Annotated in this window: 17 protein-coding genes; 10 read left to right on the plus strand and 7 right to left on the minus strand. The window is 65.3% G+C overall.

Features of this window, described 5'->3' with window-relative positions; translation table 11 throughout:
• The first annotated feature begins 35 nt into the window (after nucleotides 1-35).
• The 8 genes from P1K32_RS03130 (at nucleotide 36) to P1K32_RS03165 (ending at nucleotide 7,011) form a co-directional block, all read left to right on the plus strand.
• Complete coding sequence (locus tag P1K32_RS03130) at nucleotides 36-710, plus strand: halocyanin domain-containing protein (protein WP_276251265.1); 675 nt, start codon at nucleotides 36-38, stop codon at nucleotides 708-710.
• Entirely contained in the window at nucleotides 710-1,129 is a 420-nt protein-coding gene (locus tag P1K32_RS03135; protein ID WP_276251266.1) for a DUF7318 family protein, read from the plus strand. The genes P1K32_RS03130 and P1K32_RS03135 overlap by 1 nt, the downstream gene beginning before the upstream one ends.
• A gap of 1 nt (nucleotide 1,130) precedes the next feature.
• Nucleotides 1,131-1,982: a ubiquinol-cytochrome c reductase iron-sulfur subunit gene (locus P1K32_RS03140; RefSeq protein ID WP_276251267.1), complete on the plus strand. Its 852-nt coding sequence runs from the start codon at nucleotides 1,131-1,133 to the stop codon at nucleotides 1,980-1,982.
• Nucleotides 1,983-1,986: 4 nt separating this feature from the next.
• On the plus strand, nucleotides 1,987-2,790 hold the full coding sequence (locus P1K32_RS03145; protein WP_276251268.1) for a cytochrome b: 804 nt from the start codon (nucleotides 1,987-1,989) through the stop codon (nucleotides 2,788-2,790).
• Nucleotides 2,791-2,794: 4 nt separating this feature from the next.
• Entirely contained in the window at nucleotides 2,795-3,562 is a 768-nt protein-coding gene (locus tag P1K32_RS03150; RefSeq protein WP_276251269.1) for a cytochrome b family protein, read from the plus strand.
• A gap of 487 nt (nucleotides 3,563-4,049) precedes the next feature.
• Nucleotides 4,050-4,388 carry a DUF7315 family membrane protein gene (locus tag P1K32_RS03155; protein WP_276251270.1) on the plus strand — a complete coding sequence of 113 codons (339 nt, stop codon included), beginning with the start codon at nucleotides 4,050-4,052 and terminating at the stop codon, nucleotides 4,386-4,388.
• The gene (locus tag P1K32_RS03160) at nucleotides 4,381-4,650 is read left to right on the plus strand and encodes a DUF7314 family protein (RefSeq protein WP_276251271.1); all 270 of its coding nucleotides are present in this window, start codon (nucleotides 4,381-4,383) and stop codon (nucleotides 4,648-4,650) included. Before P1K32_RS03155 ends, P1K32_RS03160 begins: the two co-directional genes overlap by 8 nt.
• 87 nt (nucleotides 4,651-4,737) lie before the next feature.
• Nucleotides 4,738-7,011, plus strand: coding sequence for a sensor histidine kinase (locus tag P1K32_RS03165; RefSeq protein WP_276251272.1), 2,274 nt, complete (start codon nucleotides 4,738-4,740; stop codon nucleotides 7,009-7,011).
• Nucleotides 7,012-7,020: 9 nt separating this feature from the next.
• Here P1K32_RS03165 and P1K32_RS03170 read toward each other — a convergent pair whose 3' ends face one another.
• The 3 genes from P1K32_RS03170 to P1K32_RS03180 form a co-directional block, all read right to left on the minus strand.
• Nucleotides 7,021-7,482, minus strand: a complete 462-nt coding sequence (locus tag P1K32_RS03170) for a DUF7313 family protein (RefSeq protein ID WP_276251273.1) — start codon at nucleotides 7,480-7,482, stop codon at nucleotides 7,021-7,023.
• A 111-nt stretch (nucleotides 7,483-7,593) separates the two neighbouring features.
• Nucleotides 7,594-8,313, minus strand: a complete 720-nt coding sequence (locus P1K32_RS03175) for a diacylglycerol kinase catalytic domain-containing protein (RefSeq protein WP_276251274.1) — start codon at nucleotides 8,311-8,313, stop codon at nucleotides 7,594-7,596.
• Nucleotides 8,314-8,675: 362 nt separating this feature from the next.
• A complete protein-coding gene (locus tag P1K32_RS03180) occupies nucleotides 8,676-9,911 on the minus strand; it encodes a digeranylgeranylglycerophospholipid reductase (RefSeq protein ID WP_276251275.1) in 1,236 nt (411 codons plus the stop codon).
• Between the two features lie 115 nt (nucleotides 9,912-10,026).
• Between P1K32_RS03180 and P1K32_RS03185 the strand changes: the two genes are divergently transcribed.
• Entirely contained in the window at nucleotides 10,027-11,190 is a 1,164-nt protein-coding gene (locus P1K32_RS03185; RefSeq protein ID WP_276251276.1) for a hypothetical protein, read from the plus strand.
• Between the two features lie 68 nt (nucleotides 11,191-11,258).
• On the opposite strand, the gene P1K32_RS03190 is transcribed toward P1K32_RS03185, so the two are convergent.
• From P1K32_RS03190 to P1K32_RS03205, 4 genes are all read right to left on the minus strand, one after another.
• A complete protein-coding gene (locus P1K32_RS03190) occupies nucleotides 11,259-12,269 on the minus strand; it encodes a DUF4352 domain-containing protein (protein ID WP_276251277.1) in 1,011 nt (336 codons plus the stop codon).
• Between the two features lie 86 nt (nucleotides 12,270-12,355).
• Nucleotides 12,356-13,072, minus strand: coding sequence for a ferritin-like domain-containing protein (locus P1K32_RS03195; protein ID WP_276251278.1), 717 nt, complete (start codon nucleotides 13,070-13,072; stop codon nucleotides 12,356-12,358).
• A gap of 165 nt (nucleotides 13,073-13,237) precedes the next feature.
• Complete coding sequence (locus P1K32_RS03200) at nucleotides 13,238-14,569, minus strand: metallophosphoesterase (RefSeq protein ID WP_276251279.1); 1,332 nt, start codon at nucleotides 14,567-14,569, stop codon at nucleotides 13,238-13,240.
• Between the two features lie 112 nt (nucleotides 14,570-14,681).
• Nucleotides 14,682-16,052, minus strand: coding sequence for a cryptochrome/photolyase family protein (locus tag P1K32_RS03205; RefSeq protein ID WP_276251280.1), 1,371 nt, complete (start codon nucleotides 16,050-16,052; stop codon nucleotides 14,682-14,684).
• 128 nt (nucleotides 16,053-16,180) lie between these two features.
• Between P1K32_RS03205 and P1K32_RS03210 the strand changes: the two genes are divergently transcribed.
• Complete coding sequence (locus P1K32_RS03210; RefSeq protein WP_276251281.1) at nucleotides 16,181-16,384, plus strand: hypothetical protein; 204 nt, start codon at nucleotides 16,181-16,183, stop codon at nucleotides 16,382-16,384.
• Nucleotides 16,385-16,398 lie beyond the last annotated feature (14 nt).

The raw sequence follows: 16,398 nt of genomic DNA on the forward strand, positions 1-16,398 counted from the left end.
GTTTATACAAACACAGTCCTCAAATCCGGATGAACATGAACAGGCGGGAATTCGTCCAGACAGCCGGGGGTGCTACGGCCGGCATGGCCACACTCGGTGCCGCCGCCGGCCCGGCCGCTGCCCAGGAGGAGGGCGGCGACGGCGAAGGCGACGGCGAGACAGCCCCGGACTACGGCGGCTACCTCGACGACGTCGGGAACTACGATGGTCCCGGAAGCATCGAGGACGCGACGGGTCAGGACACGGTGACGGTCGAGGTCGGTGTACAGGCCAACGGTGGCGCCTTCGGATTCGGCCCGCCGGCGGTTCACGTCGACAACGGAGCCACGGTCGAGTTCGAGTGGACCGGCGAGGGCGGCGGCCACAACGTCGTCTCCGACGGCGACGGGCCGCTCGACTCGGGCGGCGCGACCAGCTCTGCCGGCGTCAACTACGACTACACCTTCGACGAGGACGGTATCTACAACTACTACTGTTCCCCTCACGAGGCACAGCAAATGAAAGGTAGTATCGTCGTCGGCGAGGACTACCCGACACAGACGCTGGAGAGCGGCGGCCCCGTCGAGGTCGACCCCCACTACGCGGGCGTCCCCATCCAGCCACACTACGTCGGCTTCGGGGCGGGCCTCGCGGTCATAATCCCGCTCATCTTCACCTTCTTCCAGCTGAAGTACGGTGAGTCGCCCCACACCAGCGGAGGGAACAACTGATGGCATCTGAAGGCTCCACCTACGGCGATATCCACCGCTACGAGCCGCCACGCGAGAGCACGGCGGCGGCGGTCGGCATCGTCTTGCTTACCATCATCCAGATCGGACTGGTCGGCCTCTTTACCTACGGGATGCTCGCCGGCTGGGCGTCCGGTATCGGGACGACACTGACGGTCAGTCTCATTGATGCCAATATGTTCCTGGGCGGCGTGCTGACGGCCATCTTCATCGACCTGGCCTTCATCATGCTGCTGTATCGCAAGGAGTTCCTCCCCGACGTGATGATCGTCAAGAAGCGCCGTCGCAAGTGGGAGGACCTCTACATCCGCCAGGACGACGTCGACGGCACGTCGATGGCCGACCAGGGCGAACTCGTCGAGACTGTCAAACGCGCCATCTACCCCTACTACAAGAAATAATATGCCACTAGACGAAGACAAATATCCGGCCGAAACCGGACGACGGCGGTTCGTATCGGGTGTCGTAGGTAGTGCCGCGCTTTCGGCCGTCGGTGTCGGCGGCGCTGCGGCGGCAGACTCGCTCACCAGTTCCTCCGGCGAGGGTGGCGGTGCGACGACGTTCGTCGGCGTCGAGAACACCGACGGCCCCGCCCCGCGCGGGATGCCCATCATCCCCATCGAAATCGACGGCGGCGAGCTATCCGGTGTCTGGCCGGAGTACGACGAAGACGAAGGACTCGCCATCGCCAAGGACTTCGGCGGCAGCGGCATCGACTACTCCTCGGCGTGGTTCCAGTACTGCGGCGTCCAGAGCAAGCCGCCGGTCTACCCGCAGACCGAAGCCGACAACGCCTTCCTCAACAAGTCCGGGACGTTCGAGTGGCAGGGAGAGTACGACGATGGCGAGCCCCTGACCGTCGACATGTTCGACGACTACCAGGAGTGGGGCAACGGTATCGGGACGGACGGAATCGGCAAACCCGCGGCCGTCGACTGGCGCACGACCGAAGATGACAGCCTTCAAGTTCAGGTAATCCGGTCGAAGCGAATCGAAGAGATGGCCAACGGGAACACCGACCTCCCCGGCCCCGTCCAGGACTTCATCTCCGAAGCGACGGACCAGGGCTTTATCGCCTGGCTCAACAAGTGCACGCACTTCTGCTGTGTCCCAGGTTTCAAGACACAGGAGGGGAGCGCGAGTTTCGGTGGCGCAGACGGCATCTACTGCCAGTGCCACCAGTCGGTGTACGACCCGTTCAGTCCCGTCCAGAAACAGTTCGTGGCACTGCCACGCCCGCCACAGGGGGATTGATAGTATGAGTTTAGAACGCAAAGACGACCACGACCACAAAGGGTGGATGAAATCGCGCGAGCTGTCGCCGCTCGAGACCATCTACCTCACGACACTCATCTGGCTCGATAAGCGCCTGCGCGTCGTTGACTACCTGGAGATCCTCGAGGATCTCTACTACAAGGTCAACATGCAGATGCCAAAGAGCCACACCGAGCAGTACAACCTCGACAACAAGTTCTGGTACTGGTACCCGCTGTACGCGCTCGGGTCGTTCTCGACCATCGCGTACATCGTCGCCGCCATCTCGGGTGCCCTGCTTGGCTTTTACTATGCCCCCGCAGCGGCGGCCGCCGACGGCTCGGCGACGGTGGCCTACGACTCGGTGCTACTCATCATGGGCCAGCTCAACCTGGGTTACTTCCTGCGGTCGGTCCACCGCTGGGCCGCCCAGATTATGGTCGCCGCCGTGTTCCTACACATGCTCCGTGTCTACTTCACGGGCGCGTACAAGGAACCCCGCGAGCTCAACTGGCTCATCGGCATCATCCTCATCAGCCTGACGCTGGTCTTTGGCTACACCGGCTACCTGCTCCCGTGGAGCCAGCTCTCCTACTGGGCGGGCCAGATCGGCGTCGAGATGTCACTCTCCATCCCGCTCATCGGCGAGTGGGTCGCACAGCTGATGTTCGGCGGGTTCACCCTGTCACAGGCCACGTTGCAGCGGATGTACATCCTGCACGTGTTCTTCCTGCCGTTCATCACGACCGCCGTCATCGCTCTGCACATCGGCATCGTCTGGATGCAGGGCATCGCGGAGCCACACTAAGACAATGAGCGACAACGAATCAGACGACGACGTTCGCACGGACGGCTCGGGCTCGGGTATCGTCGCCCCGGACGACGAGACCCCCTCGTGGTCCGAGCGCAAGCAACGCACGCAGGGTCTCTCCCGGCTTACTTACGAGTACTTCGAACGCGGTCGCCGCGAGGACCAGGACCTGCGCCAGCAATCGGACTACGTCGAACGGGACGTGCTGGCGTTCCCGGCCTGGCCCCACGAGATGATGCGCAACCTGGCCCTGACGAGCTTCTTCGTCGGGATGATTCTGTTCGTGGCGGCGGCGCTCCCACCGGAGATGCCAAACCCCGCGAACTCCGGCGTCACGCCGGCTATCATCCTGCCCGACTGGTATCTCTACTGGTCGTTCGGACTGCTGAAACTCGGGCCGCTGAACCCCGACCTGGCCATCCTCGGTGGCCAGAAGATAATGGCCGACCGGACATACGGTGTGCTGGCCAACGTCGTGGTCGTGGGCTTCGTCGCCATCGTCCCCTTCCTCAACAAGGGGTCGGCGCGACGCCCCGTCGAGCAGCCGTTCTGGGCCGCCGTCGGGATGTCCGGCGTCGTCTTCAGCCTGACCATCGCCGCGCTCTCGATCAAGAACCTCATCCCGATGGACTCGCACCTGCTGTTCGACCTGACGTTCCTGGTGCCCATCGTCAGCGCGACCATCACCTACGCGGTGCTGAAGACCATGCGCGAAGGCTACATGTTTACGCTGAACCGTCGGTACTACCGGCTCCGACCGCCGAAGTAACCGCCGCTGTCTTTTCGACGATTGCGTTTCGCGCTTGTTCTGCAGGGTTATAGAGGGATCAAGACAGCCAGAAAGCCCCCGGCCCGCTACACTCCCGCGGCTCGCTGTGCGCTTCACTCGCTCACTACGTTCGCTCTGTCTCGTTCGAAAGACGCTTCGCGTCTTTCGTGATCACGAGAGGGCTCCGCCCTCTCGGACGACAGTGCTTACTTCGCCGAGGTTCGTCTAGCGGGCCGCCTCTTTCAGTCCCACCCGAAGACGGTTGGTCAAACAGCGCTGGGTGGGACTGAAAGGGGCGAGCGGCTGAACGAAGGCAGGCGACGTAAGCACTACAGCGAGCGAAGTGAGCGAAGCGCGCAACGAGCCTCCCGAGTTCGGCCGCTCGGGGCTTTCTGGCTGTTCCAATAATTTGCCCCTGTCCCAAATGCAGTCGTTTCTGCTGGCCCATCTCGCCGCAGTGAAGTAGCTGTATGCCATAGCGACACCAATGACCGAGGCCGACCAGGAGACCGAGGACCCACCCCAGATAACCAGTTCGGGCGCGGGCAAACAGCGAGAGGTCGTCGTGCCGCTCCGACTGTACAAGACCGTCACGGTGTTCTCGACGCTGTTTGCGATACTGAGCGTCGTCGGTGGGTTCATCCTCGTCGACGTGGCGACCGACCGGGCGTCGGCCCCGGCCTCGGAGATAGACATCCCGATAGCTCTCTTCGGCATCGGACTCATCCTCGCGGGGACCGTCGTGTACGCCTTTTCCACGCGCTTTCGCACCGAGGAGATGGGAAAGTCTAAAGACGACGCTGACGAACCTACTGATAATGGCTGACGAGTTCATCAAAGGGTTCGCCGCGCTGATGGTCGGCGGGCTTGGCTGGATGACCATCGCGGGCTGGTACCGAACGCCGAGCTTCGAGGGGGCACAGCTCATCGGCGAAGTCACCGTCGAGGAGCCGACGGTGTTCGACACCACCGCTTTGCTGTTGATGGACGCGTTCTTCTGGTTCGCCATCTTCGGCTGTCTGACCTTCTGGGTCGTCATCCCGCTGTTCGGCGAACTGCGCGCGTATCTCGACGAGCGGTCGGCCTGAGCGGAAACCGACGGTTCAGGACGTCTATACCGTTTAGCCGAGCGGTCTGCCAAAGATTATAACTAGCTACTGAGCGTCAGCAGTAGTGTGTGGGGTCAACTCTCGACGTTTGCGGTGTTCTATCTCGTCGCGACAACTGTCGGTGCGGTCGTCGCGTCGGGGCTCGCCGTCGTCGCCTACCGGCGCCGTGACCAGCCCGCAGCCGCCGAGTTCGCGCTGTTGAACGTCACCGTCGCCGGCTGGTGTGGGACGGCCGTCCTCGCGAGACTGGGCGTCCCGGGCGCCGACTACATCTGGCACGTCAACAACGTCTTCGTCTTCTCGCTCATCTACGTCTGGTTCGCCTTCGTCCTCGCGTACACCGGCCGGTCGGCGTGGATTCGCCGGTGGCCGCTGCTGGTTCTCTGGTCGATTCCCGGGGCCGTGGTCCTGACGGCGCTTTACCCCCCGGCACAGTCGGTACTCGTGGTGAGCGGGCCCACGGAGACAATCGAGGGGTTGACCGTCGTCACGTGGACGATGACGGACCTCGGGGTAGCAAATCTCGTGTTCGTCTTCCTGCTTGATATCGCGGCGTTCGCGCTGTTGGCGCTGTTCATGTACCGGACCCGGTCACCGTACCGGAAACAGATCGGCGCGATAATCGGCGCGCGCCTGTTCGGGCTCGGGACCGGTATCGCCTTCTACGCGGGCCTGCTTCCCTACAGCGACCTCAGCCTGGTGCCGGCGGCCTACGCCGCCCAGAGTCTTATTATCGCCTGGGCGCTGTTCCAGTACGACTTCCTCGACGTGGTCCCGCTGACGGCCGACACTATCGTTGACCAGATGGCCGACGCCGTCGTGGTGCTTGACGCCGACGACCGGGTCGTCGACTACAACCCGGCGCTGACGGAGCTGGTCGGTCGTGACGAATCGGTGATGGGCCGCCACGTGGATACCGTTCTGCCGGGGCTGCCCGGTGCGCTGGAGCGAGACGGAACGGTCGGTCTGGTTCCGGCGGGAGCAGAGACGCCACAGCGGAGCTACCAGCCACAGAGCACGCCGCTGTACGACCACCACGACGTCTACCGCGGGCGGCTCGTGGTCCTCCGTGACGTGACCCTGCAGCAGACCCGCGAGCGGACCCTAGAGGCGCTCAGGTCCGCGACCGAGCGGTTCCTCGACGCGACCGACTCCGAGACCGTCGCCGAAATTGCGACGGAGACAGCCCAGCAGGCACTCGACTGTCCGTACTCCGGGGTCGTCCGCTACGACGAGCACGACGAGCGACTCCGGCTGGCGGCGCTGACCGACGAGCTGGCGAGGCTGGTCGAGGAGAGCGGGCTGGAGGCAAACGCCGATGGGCATCCGGCGGCGTGGTTCACAGACGAGAGCGAGCTGTGGGAGGTATTCGAGTCCGGCGAGCCGAGATACGAGGTCCCCGTCTGGGTCGAGCCCGAGGGCGACGACCCGGCGCTGACGGCAGCGCTGTTCCCGCTCGGCGAACACGGCGTCTTCGGTATCGGTCGCCGGGCCAAAGCGGGGACCTTCAGCGACGAGGACCGCCGGTTCGCCCGGACGCTCGCGGACTCCACCGAGACGGCACTGGAGCGACACAAACGCGAACAGGAGCTCGAGGCCAGCCGGCAGGCGGTCGAACAGCGCACCGAGCAGCTCCAGTTTTTCAACAGCGCCCTTCGCCACGACCTGCGGAACGCGGTGATGGTCATCGACGCTAACCTGGAGTTCCTCTCCGAGCACGTGACCGACGCGGGCCGCTCGCACCTGGAGACGGTCTCGACGTGGGTCAGCGATATGACGAGCCTCATCGAGACGGTCAGTTCGCTCACCGACGCTATCACGAGCCCCGGGCACAGCGAGCGAGCGCGACAGACGGTGGACCTCTCGACCGTCCTCGAAGCGCGGGTCCACAAGATCGCCGAGAGTCACGGGCGAGCCACCGTCGAAACCGATATTCCCGACGGACTTCGCGTGACCGGCGACGAGCTCGTTGGGCAGGTCGTCGACAACGTCGTGCTGAACGCGCTCGAACACAACGACACCGACCGACCGTGGGTTCGGGTCACAGCGCGGGCAACGGCCGACGCGGTCGTCGTCCGTGTCGCCGACGACGGTCCGGGCATCCCGGAGAAGTTCCGAGGCGAGGTGTTCTCTCCGGGCATCACCGCCGACGAGAGCGGGACTATCGGCTTCGGACTCTACTTCGTGAAGGTGATGATGGAGGAGTACGGCGGGCACGTTCGCTTCGAGACGAACGACCCCCGCGGGACCGTCGCCGTGCTCACGTTTGAGCGGCCGGTCGGAGGCGACGCGGACGGGCCGGAGCACGGGGAACGTCGAGACGTCCGAAAAGGCGAGTGAGAAGCGGCCTCAGACGACGGCGGACCAGGGGTCCTTGATGAGCCAGAACAGCGCCTGGTAGCCGGCGTACATCGCGACGAGCGCCACGGCGACGATGGCGCCCTTTGGCCGTTCCAGGGGGATATCGCGGCGCGCTTCGACCTTGCGGGACTCGAACTCGAAGAAGTCGGTGATGACCGCACCGAGGACGAGCACCGACATGACCATCCCGCCGTGGTGGGCGATGGTCATGTAGAAGAAGGCGGTGACGACCAGCAGGACGTTCGCTGCGACGTGTGCCGGATGGCGGGTGATAGCCTCCGCACCGCCCTCCTCGTACTGGGCTTCGTGTCGTCGGTGGGCCAGCAGGCGCGTCCCGAAGTTCGCGAGGACGAGCACCAGCAGGACGTACTCAATGACGAGCACGCCACCGGGAGCTTCACTCCCGAAGATGGTGTCCAGCGGCCCGAAGAGGATGACGTCTGGCTGCATACCTGCTTCTCTGTACGACGGCCATTAGTGTCTTTCCAATTTCCGCAGGTCAGACGGTCGGTTCAGGATGGTGGCGAGCCTGTGGTCGGGCCGTCACGACACCAGTTCGTGTCAGCGAAAGCGAGAACAGCTCGCTTCGAAGACGGCGACCCGAACGGTCCCCGACTGCTGGAGGCTCAGGGTCTCCCCGCAGGCCACCGTCGTCGCCTCGTTGCCGTCGGCGTACAGCGCGACGGTCGCATCGTCGCGCTCGACGGAGACCGAGAGCCCGTCGAGGGAGACCACCCAGTGGTCGGGGTTCACCTGGAAGGGGGCGATGGGGGCGACTACGCCGACCGACTCGGCGGGCGCAATCACCGGCCCGCCGATGCGTCGCGCATAGCCCGGCGACCCCGCCGGCGTCGCCAGGGTCACCCCGTCGGCGCGGAACTGGCCGACGCTGTCAGTGGCCGTCTCGACGGCGTACTCGGAGATGCGCGCCGCCTCGGCGGTGACCGCCGTCACGTCGAAGACGACTGAGCCCACGTCCTCGCCGGCCACGGTCACGTCAAAGACCGGATGGCGTTCCGTGACGGCCTCGTCCAGCCCCACGACGGTGGCGGCAACGTCGTCGCGGGAGACAGAACGGACCCCGCGACCAGCCGCGACCGGCACCACCAGTGGGTCGGTGTCAGCGGCCGCGACGGCCCTGACCGCCGGCTTGCCGACGGCGACGACCCGCTCGGTCGTCGGGACGCTGTCGACGGTCCCGGTCGTCACCGTGACACCGGCCTCGCGGAGCTGGTCGGCCACCGCCGGGTCTCCCACCACGCCCACGGGGCTGTCACTCATTGGGCGAGAGTCCCCGCCGGCCGGAGAAAAAGTTGCCGCACTCGCGCTAGCAATATGTGTCCTCTCGATTGCAGCAATCACAGCGGAGTTAGAGAGCCAGAAAGCCCCCAGTCGCTCGACTTTGGCTCGCGGGCATCGCCCGCTCGCCAAGACGAGGGACCTGCGGTCCCTCGCGAACTGCGACTCGCTGCGCGCTTCCCTCACTGGGTTCGGTCCAGTGCTTGCTTCGTCTCGAACGTCGAGCGACTGGCCCCTTTCAGTCCCACCTGTGGCCTTTTTGCCAGCCGGCATGGGTGGGACTGAAAGGGCCGGGGCTTTCTGGCCGTTCGAGCTATCGTGAGAACAAGGAGCGCCTCTGTTTCCTAGCGAGACAGCCGTCGTCTGGCGAACGTCGCCAACAGGGAGAGGTCAGAGAAGTGCGTGAGTTCCAGGATGGCCCGGCGGTCGCCCCGGTTTATCTGTTCGAGCGTGTTGCTGTCGGTCCGCCGGAGGTCCTCCATCAGCTCGTCGTAGCGTTCGTTGGGGGCGAGATACAGCAGTTCGGTCATCATCAGTCGGGCGTCGTGCTTTGGGGCCACATCGCGGTGCCAGAGCTGGTCGTAGACGGAGAGCGTGTCGGCGTCCGTCTGGGGTTCGTCGGGGGTCAGCGCCGCGTCGACGGTGGCGGCGGCGGCCCGGGCCGACTTCATCCCCTTGTGGATGCCCTCGCCCCACAGCGGGTCGATGGTAGGGACGGTGTCGCCGATAGCCATGAAGCGGTCCGTGCTCATCGACTGGGGTTTCTGTATGTGGGCCGACCCGCGGTGGGCCTGCGTGCCGCTTATTTTCACGGCATCGTCGAATCTGGGGTCCGAGTCCAGCCAGTATTCGAGGTAGTCGTCGATACCCATGCCCTCTTTGGCGTACTTGTGGTGGGAGCCGTTCTGGATGTAACAGAGGCCGACTTTCGCCGTATCCTCGCCGGTGTGGAATATCCAGGAGTAGCCACCGGGAGCGAGGTCGTGGTCCAGGCGGAGCATCATCGCGTCCCGGAGGTCGGCGTAGTCGTCGTGGTTCACGGCGACGTTCTCGAACTCGTACTCGATGCCGATGGCCTGGTGTTCCCGTTCCAGGTTACAGACGTCGAGTTCCTTCGCCAGCGGCGCGGCGGGGCCGGTCGCGTCGATGACGATGTCGGCGTAGACCTCCCTGTCTCCGTCGTATCGCACGCCCACGATTTCGCCGTCCTCCATGATGGGGGCCGACACCCGCGAGTCGAACCGGTAGGTCGCGCCCTTCTCACGGCTGTCCTCGACGAGGAAGCGCTTGAAGTCGGCGAACTCCAGCACGGCGCCGGTCTGCGTGCGAGTGTAGTGGTCGTTCGGTGATTCCAGTACCACCTTGTCGGTGTACTGCATCACGACTTCGTCTGGGATGGCGAAGGCCGTCATCGCCGACGGGAAGGTACCGGCCGTCGATTTGTTGCTCTGACGTGGGAACTCGTCTTCGGGCTCGGTCTCGAGCACCAGCACGTCGTAGTTCCGCTCGGCCAGGTCCCGGGCACACTGGCCGCCGGCGGGACCAGCCCCGGCTATCACCACGTCAAAGCGGTCGCGCATGGTCGGAAGGTACGCCGTCTGGCTAATCAGTCTTGCTTTATTGGCTGCCGGGTCCGTCTCTCGAAAGGGTAAAGAAGCCGCCAGTCACAGCAGTGTCCATACCGGGTCACGACAGATGGTTCTCAAAACAGGGGCAGCCGTTCTCGCCGAGAGACGCGGGCTGCCGACAGCGCTCCGGTCGGTGCTTGGCTACTACGCCGACACGGGCGTGTTCGACTACAGCAGCCTCTCGCTGAAATCCGAGATCGACGAGCGGACCGAGCGGATGCTCGAGGACGTCTACGACCGCATCGAAGACGCCCTCGCCGAGGAGTTCGGCCACCCCGTCGATTTCAGCTACGACACGAAGCTCATCCTGCCTGCGCGGCTGACGCTTGGCTACGTCTACCGCGCGGCCCGGCAGGACGCGGACACAGACCCCGTCGACGACAACATCGCCACCGGCGTCCCGCCGGTCGAGGACGCCGCCCTCGACGGCGAGCCCCCGACGCTCACGCCGCGCGAACAGGTCGTCCGCGCCGAGCAAATGACTCGTCTCTCCATCGAGGCGCTGGTCGACGGCGACATGCGCGATGCCATCAACGACGGGGAGTTCGAGGACTTCGATGTCAGTTTTGAGGCAGACGAAGGCGACCGGCGCCAGGTCGCAGAAGTCGCACAGGAGACCCTGCAGTCCCATCTCGACGGCCTGCTCGCCGACCTGCCCGATTCCGTGGCCGAAGCCTACCAGTGGGCAGTCGATTACTCGGAAGCGCACCAGGACCGGGACGACCACTTCCGCGAGCTGATGGAGCGTGCCGAGGCCGGCGACGAGGGGGCCATGGAGGCCATCCGTGCGGAGTACAAGTTTGCCGACTACGAGGAGCCACCGGCCACCCTGTCGTCCGACGAGCAGGCGTTGCCCTACAGCAAGACCCAGTACGCCCGTGTGGGCGTCATCTACGACGGGATGCTCGACCTCTACCGGCTCGCGGGCCTGGACATCGACGACGACTTCGCGAAGGCCATCGTGCTCGCCATCATCGGCGCGCAAGTGTGGTTAGACGACGTCGACGACTACGCCGACGACCGCGCCGAAGGACAGCTGACGCCGGTCACCGCGGAGTACCTGCTCCGGCCGGACGACCGGGCCGCCTACTACCACGTCGTCGATATCACCGAGCGGTATCTCGACCTGGCCAAGGAGTACGCCACGGCCGCCGACTCGCCGCTGACCGGGGTGGCAGTAGAGTACATCTATCGCTCCGGCGAGCCGAGTGTTTTGCCCGGGCACCGCTGACGGCCTCGAGAGCTTACTCGCGGGCCTGAGCGCAGTTCGAAGAACGTCCGATGGGACGGGAGCCCGGCTCACCGGAGCTGGTAGAACCGCCGGCCGCCCACCCAGACATCGTCGAGGTCGATAACAAGATACAGGGGCTCGACGCCGGCCTCGACTTCGAATCCGACTGCCCCCTGTTGCTCGCTGTCGGGGTCGACGGTGATGGACCCTGCCCCGTCATCGATGGTACGCAACGCGGTCTGTGAAAGGTCGTACGTCCGCCCCTCGTTGTCTTTCACCGACGTCTGGATGGCGTTGTTGAGAAAGAGCTCGTCCGAACCGGTGTTCTCGACGGTGAAATCGACGACGACGAACTCATTGCCAGGGCCCGGGCTGGCGGTATCACCGCCGGTCGACGTGCGGACTTCGGTCGCCGTAAAGCGCGTGTCCTCGTACTCGGTGGTCTCGCCCAGTTCGTGGACCGGAACCGCGAAGTCGTGGGTGAGCGTTCGGCCCGTTCCGTCCGATTCGAGGGAGATAGTCGCCGTATCAGCGCCGGCGGTTTCCGTCGTCGGCATGATATCGAGTGTCAGCCCCGTCGCGTCCACTGGCACACTCTCGAACGTGACGAAGCCGCGTGCGACTTCGCCGGGGACGAGCTCGCCGGCCTGTAACCGGGGGGTTGGACCGACGACCGTCGGGCCGTATTCCCTGGACTCGCCGTCCCGAAGCGTGAGCCCCCGGTAATAGGAGACGCTTGCGTACTCGCTTTCCTGTGTGTTCTGAACGGCCACGTCGACCACGATGTGTCCCTCGCCATCGTACGCCTCTAAGCTCTCGAAATCCGCCGACCGCCCGACACTGTAGGCGACCAGCGCGAACCGGTCGTCTTCGACGACGTCGCCCAGTGCTGGGTCCTCGGTTCCGCCCGCCGACGCAGTAGCAGTCGGCGTGGCCGCGGACGCCGAGCCAGTGGACGTGCCCGATTCGGTGGCACTGTCGCCGTCCGCGGCGCAACCGGCGAGCGACAGCGCGCCGACGGCACTGACAAGCGAGGAGAGGTACCGCCGGCGGCTCCGACCACCGGTCTGGGAGGGCATTGAATCCATCGGGAGCGTATCCGTTGCCACGGGGTACAGAACCGCTCGGTAAAATGATTGCGCCGGGGTCCCACCGGCAGCGCCGTTCAGTCGACGATGAAGGCCGAAGCGATGTCCAGGACCTCGGACCGAGACCGCGGGTCGTCGAACGCCTCTGGGAACGGAATCTGCTCGTCCAACACGCGGAGGAAGGCTGCGTGGCGGGCCTCGACGCTGTGGATGCTGAGCGCCGGCGGGACCAGCGAGTCGCCCTCGATGAAGGGCGCGGCGCCGGCGTACGCGGAGACCCCGGTGTCCTCCAGCTGGACGGCCGTCGCAATGAACTCCTCGGGCTCCTCGACGGCGGAGCCGAAGTCGAACTCCGGTTCGTCGACGGGGTCGCCGTCGAGGCTCTCGATGACCGACACGAGCGTGTCCACGTGGGTCTGTTCGTGGTCCCGTATCGTCTCGAGGTTCTCGTATGCGCTGTCCGTTACCGGGTCGCCAAACTCCGCGAGCGGGCCGTCGTCGACGAGGTCGCTCTCGCTGATGTTGTCGAGGGCCGTCTCGTAGAACGCCGCTTCGAGATACTCCAGCGTCAGCGCGTAGTTGAGGATGCCGACGTCGTCATCGAACTCGTTCTCGACGGCCTCGGGGGGAGTTTCGTCCGCCTCGTCGTCTTCGTCGTCTTGTTCGTGTGCCAGGGCCGGCGTGGCAAAGGCCCCACCGAGGGCGACACCGCCCAGAGCCCCCGCTGTCCCGGCCAGGAATCGTCGGCGCGAGTCGTCCGTTGCCGAATCTACGTTGGTATCTTCGCTTGTCACGACAGCACTTTGTGTCAATATACTATTAGTTATGCACCAGCAGGCTCGGCTTCGCTCGGGCGTTCGTCGCGGGGGTTTCGGTATGGTCTGGTGACCGAACGGGCCAGACCGGCGTCCGGGAGCGCTCTCAGCGATAAGGCCGCAGTACGCGGAGTAAGCCGCTTCTCACTCGGCTTCGACGGCTTCGACCGTCTCCGCTCCGGCCACGACCGCGCGGTCGGGGAGGTCCGTATCGGGTTTCCGGCCCAGCGTCAGCAGGCGTTCTGTGAGCGTGAGCTCCTCCGGGCTCGGGCTGGGTTTCTGGATGGGCTCGTACTCTACGGCGACGCCGTCGGGCGCCTGTGCGATGCGGACCGCCGAGAGCTGATACGAGGGGTAGAACACCGGTGGGAGGATACCGATGATGCCGTCGCGCCGGTGGAGTCGCTTGAGCCAGGTTCCGGTGTTCACCATGAGACCGCCGTCGACGGTCTGCATCGTCGGGCGGTGCGTGTGTCCATAGCAGTAGATAGCGGTCTGTGGCTCCTCGGCGAATATCTCCTTGGCGGCCGCCTCGTAGGGCGCCTCGGCGTCGACGGTGAGGCCGGTCTCGAAGATGCCAAAGCGGTTTATCGTCTGTCGGACGTCACGCCGGAGGAAGTACAGCGGGATGGCGACGAGCAACAGGATACCGGTGATGGCGACGTTGGCTGCGAGCAGAAACCAGACGGCGGTCCCGGCCGGGCCGAACTGCGCGAGAAACGTCGTCGCGACGGCTACGGGCACCGACCAGACGCCGAGGATGTCGAGCGCCGCGACCACGGCGAGGACGGCGCTGATATTAAACAGTAGGAGAAACGGGACCAGCGCGTACCGCAGTACGGGGTTCATCTCCCGGTAAAAGTACTTCGAGAGCAGCCACACCGGCATCCGCTCGGTGGGTGTCACCGCCTGAACGTCCTTCAGCCAGTTGTACCGGCCGCGGTCCGAGAGCTGGCCGGCCCGGCTCGTGACGAGCGTGTTGTAGTAGTAGCCAAGCGGTGTCGCGTTGGGGTCCCCCCAGGCCTCGATTGCGTTGTTGGGGTCGTGCTGGTGGCCGTGTTCGAAGTGGACGACCTGGTCGCCCACCACACGGGTGAGCGACTGCCCCTGAACGAGGTCGACGTTGTACTCGGCGAACCGCTCGACGTACTCGTCGTAGGCCGCCAGTTCGTGGTCGTGGTTACCCGGCAGCAGGGTGATATCGACGTTCTCCCCGGTCGTACGTAGTTGCTCGAACAGCTCCGGATAGGTGTCGACGAGGACCTCGAACTTCCCCAGTCCGTCGACCTTCGTGAACTCCCAGAGCCCGAAGGCGTCGCCGTTTATCACCAGTTCGGCGTCCTCGTCGATATCCGCCAGCCGCGCCAGGAAGTCGAGCAACTCGTCGAGGAACTCGACCTCCTCCAGTTGCTCGTCGCCGCCGATGTGGAGGTCACTGATGACGTAGTAGACGCGGTCGCCACTCTCCTCGTCCATTGCACTGGATTGGTCGGTCAACGGTATTGGTCTTTTGGCGACCCTACTGTCAACTTTCCCATCTCGTCTGCCGGTTTCGGTGGCGGTATCGACGGGGCACACACCAGCCAGGCTACCGTTTGCCCAGTGCGGTCTCGAAGACCCGCTGGGCGCGCTCGTACGCCTCGTTTCGGCCGACGATAGGGTCGGGATACTCGGGGGCGAGCGCGGCCCGCTCGTCCGCCGGGAGCGTGGGCCAGTCGACCACTTTGCCCGGTGGAACCCCCCGGAGTTCGGGAACGTACTCGGTGACGTAGTCGGCCCCGTCGTCGTACTTGCGCATCTGGGCGACCGGGTCGAAGATGCGCACGTCGACGGAGTCCGTCCCGGTCGAGGCGGTCCACTGCCAGTTGGCGGCGTTGTTCGCGGGGTCGTGGTCCAGCAGTTGCCGTTCGAAATACCGCCGCCCCTCGCGCCAGTCGACCAGCAGGTGCTTCGTGAGAAAGGAGGCGACGTTCTGACGCGGGCGGTTGTGGAGATACCCCTCCTGGTTCAGCTGGCGCATCCCCGCGTCGACGAGCGGGTAGCCGGTCTGGCCGCGTTTCCACGCGTCGAGCGCCTCGGGGTCGTTTTCCCAGGCGATAGCGTTCGGGATGGCTTTGTAGTTCTCCGACGGCAGCGTGGGGTGGTGGGCGAGCAGGGTGTAGTTCTGCTCGCGCCAGGAGAGCTCGTAGCGGTACTTCTCGACGTTGCGCAACGCGTCGCCGTCGACCGCCCGGGACCGCTCGGTCGCGTCGGCCCAGAGCTCTCGAATACCTATCATCCCCGCGGCGAGATACGGCGAGATGCGCGAGACCGCACCGACGGGGCGTTCTACGGCCGCCCGCATATCGTCACGCGTGTCGCTGTACGATTCGATGCCATCGGCCAGAAATTGCTCCCAGCGTTGCCGCGCGGCGGGTTCGCCCGCCGGGGGCAGGTCGATGTCGGCCGCGGCATCGGGAACCGGCACCTCGTCCGAGAGGTCGGTCAGCGTTCCGGTGTCGGGCGCCGGAGCCGGGTCGGGCTTCTCGTGGGTCTGCCAGTCGTCGTAGAAGCGGCTGTGGTTCTCATAGCGCGAGTCGAGGTCGGCCGGGTCGACGAGCACGAGGTCAGTGACGGCGGTGGTCGGGACGGCCTCGTCGACCGCTCGCTGGCGCTCCCGGCGGACCGGCCGGTAGTGGTCGTTGTAGAAGACCCGGTCGGCGTCGTACTCGTCGGCGACGGTCGCGAGGACCTCGGCCGGGTCGCCGACGCGGACGAGCAGGTCGCTGCCCCGCTCGCGGTAGGCGCCCTGCAGCGTCCGGAGGCCCTGCATCCAGAACGCCCACTGTCGGTCGCCCACGACGTCACGGACGGCGGGGTCGACGACGAACACCGGGACGACGGTGTCGTCGGCCGCGGCGGCCGCGAGCCCGCGGTTGTCCCGGATTCGGAGGTCCCGCTGGTGCCAGAAGACGTGCATGGGTCTGGTAGCGGCCCACAGCATAAGGGCTCGCCCCCAACCCAGTTGTGTACGCCGGCGGGCCCCGGCATAACTCACTCGCGAGCGCTGGGTACAGTTTTAGATGAGACAGCCTCGACAGAGTCGGTATGACACGAGCGGACGGCCCCTCGCGGCGGCGCTTCCTCCTCGGCACTGGCATCGCCATCGGAACGACCGGCCTCGCCGGCTGTGGCATCCCCGGTGGCGGCGGTGGCGACGAGGAGGAAGAAGACGGCGGTGGTGGGGAAGAGGGCGGTGGTGAGGGCGGCGAAGAGGAAGAAGAGGAGCTACTGCAGCCCTCGGAGGAATAGTAGCTCGCGCAGTG

Source organism: Haloarcula rara (assembly GCF_029338235.1).
Taxonomy (GTDB): domain Archaea; phylum Halobacteriota; class Halobacteria; order Halobacteriales; family Haloarculaceae; genus Haloarcula; species Haloarcula rara.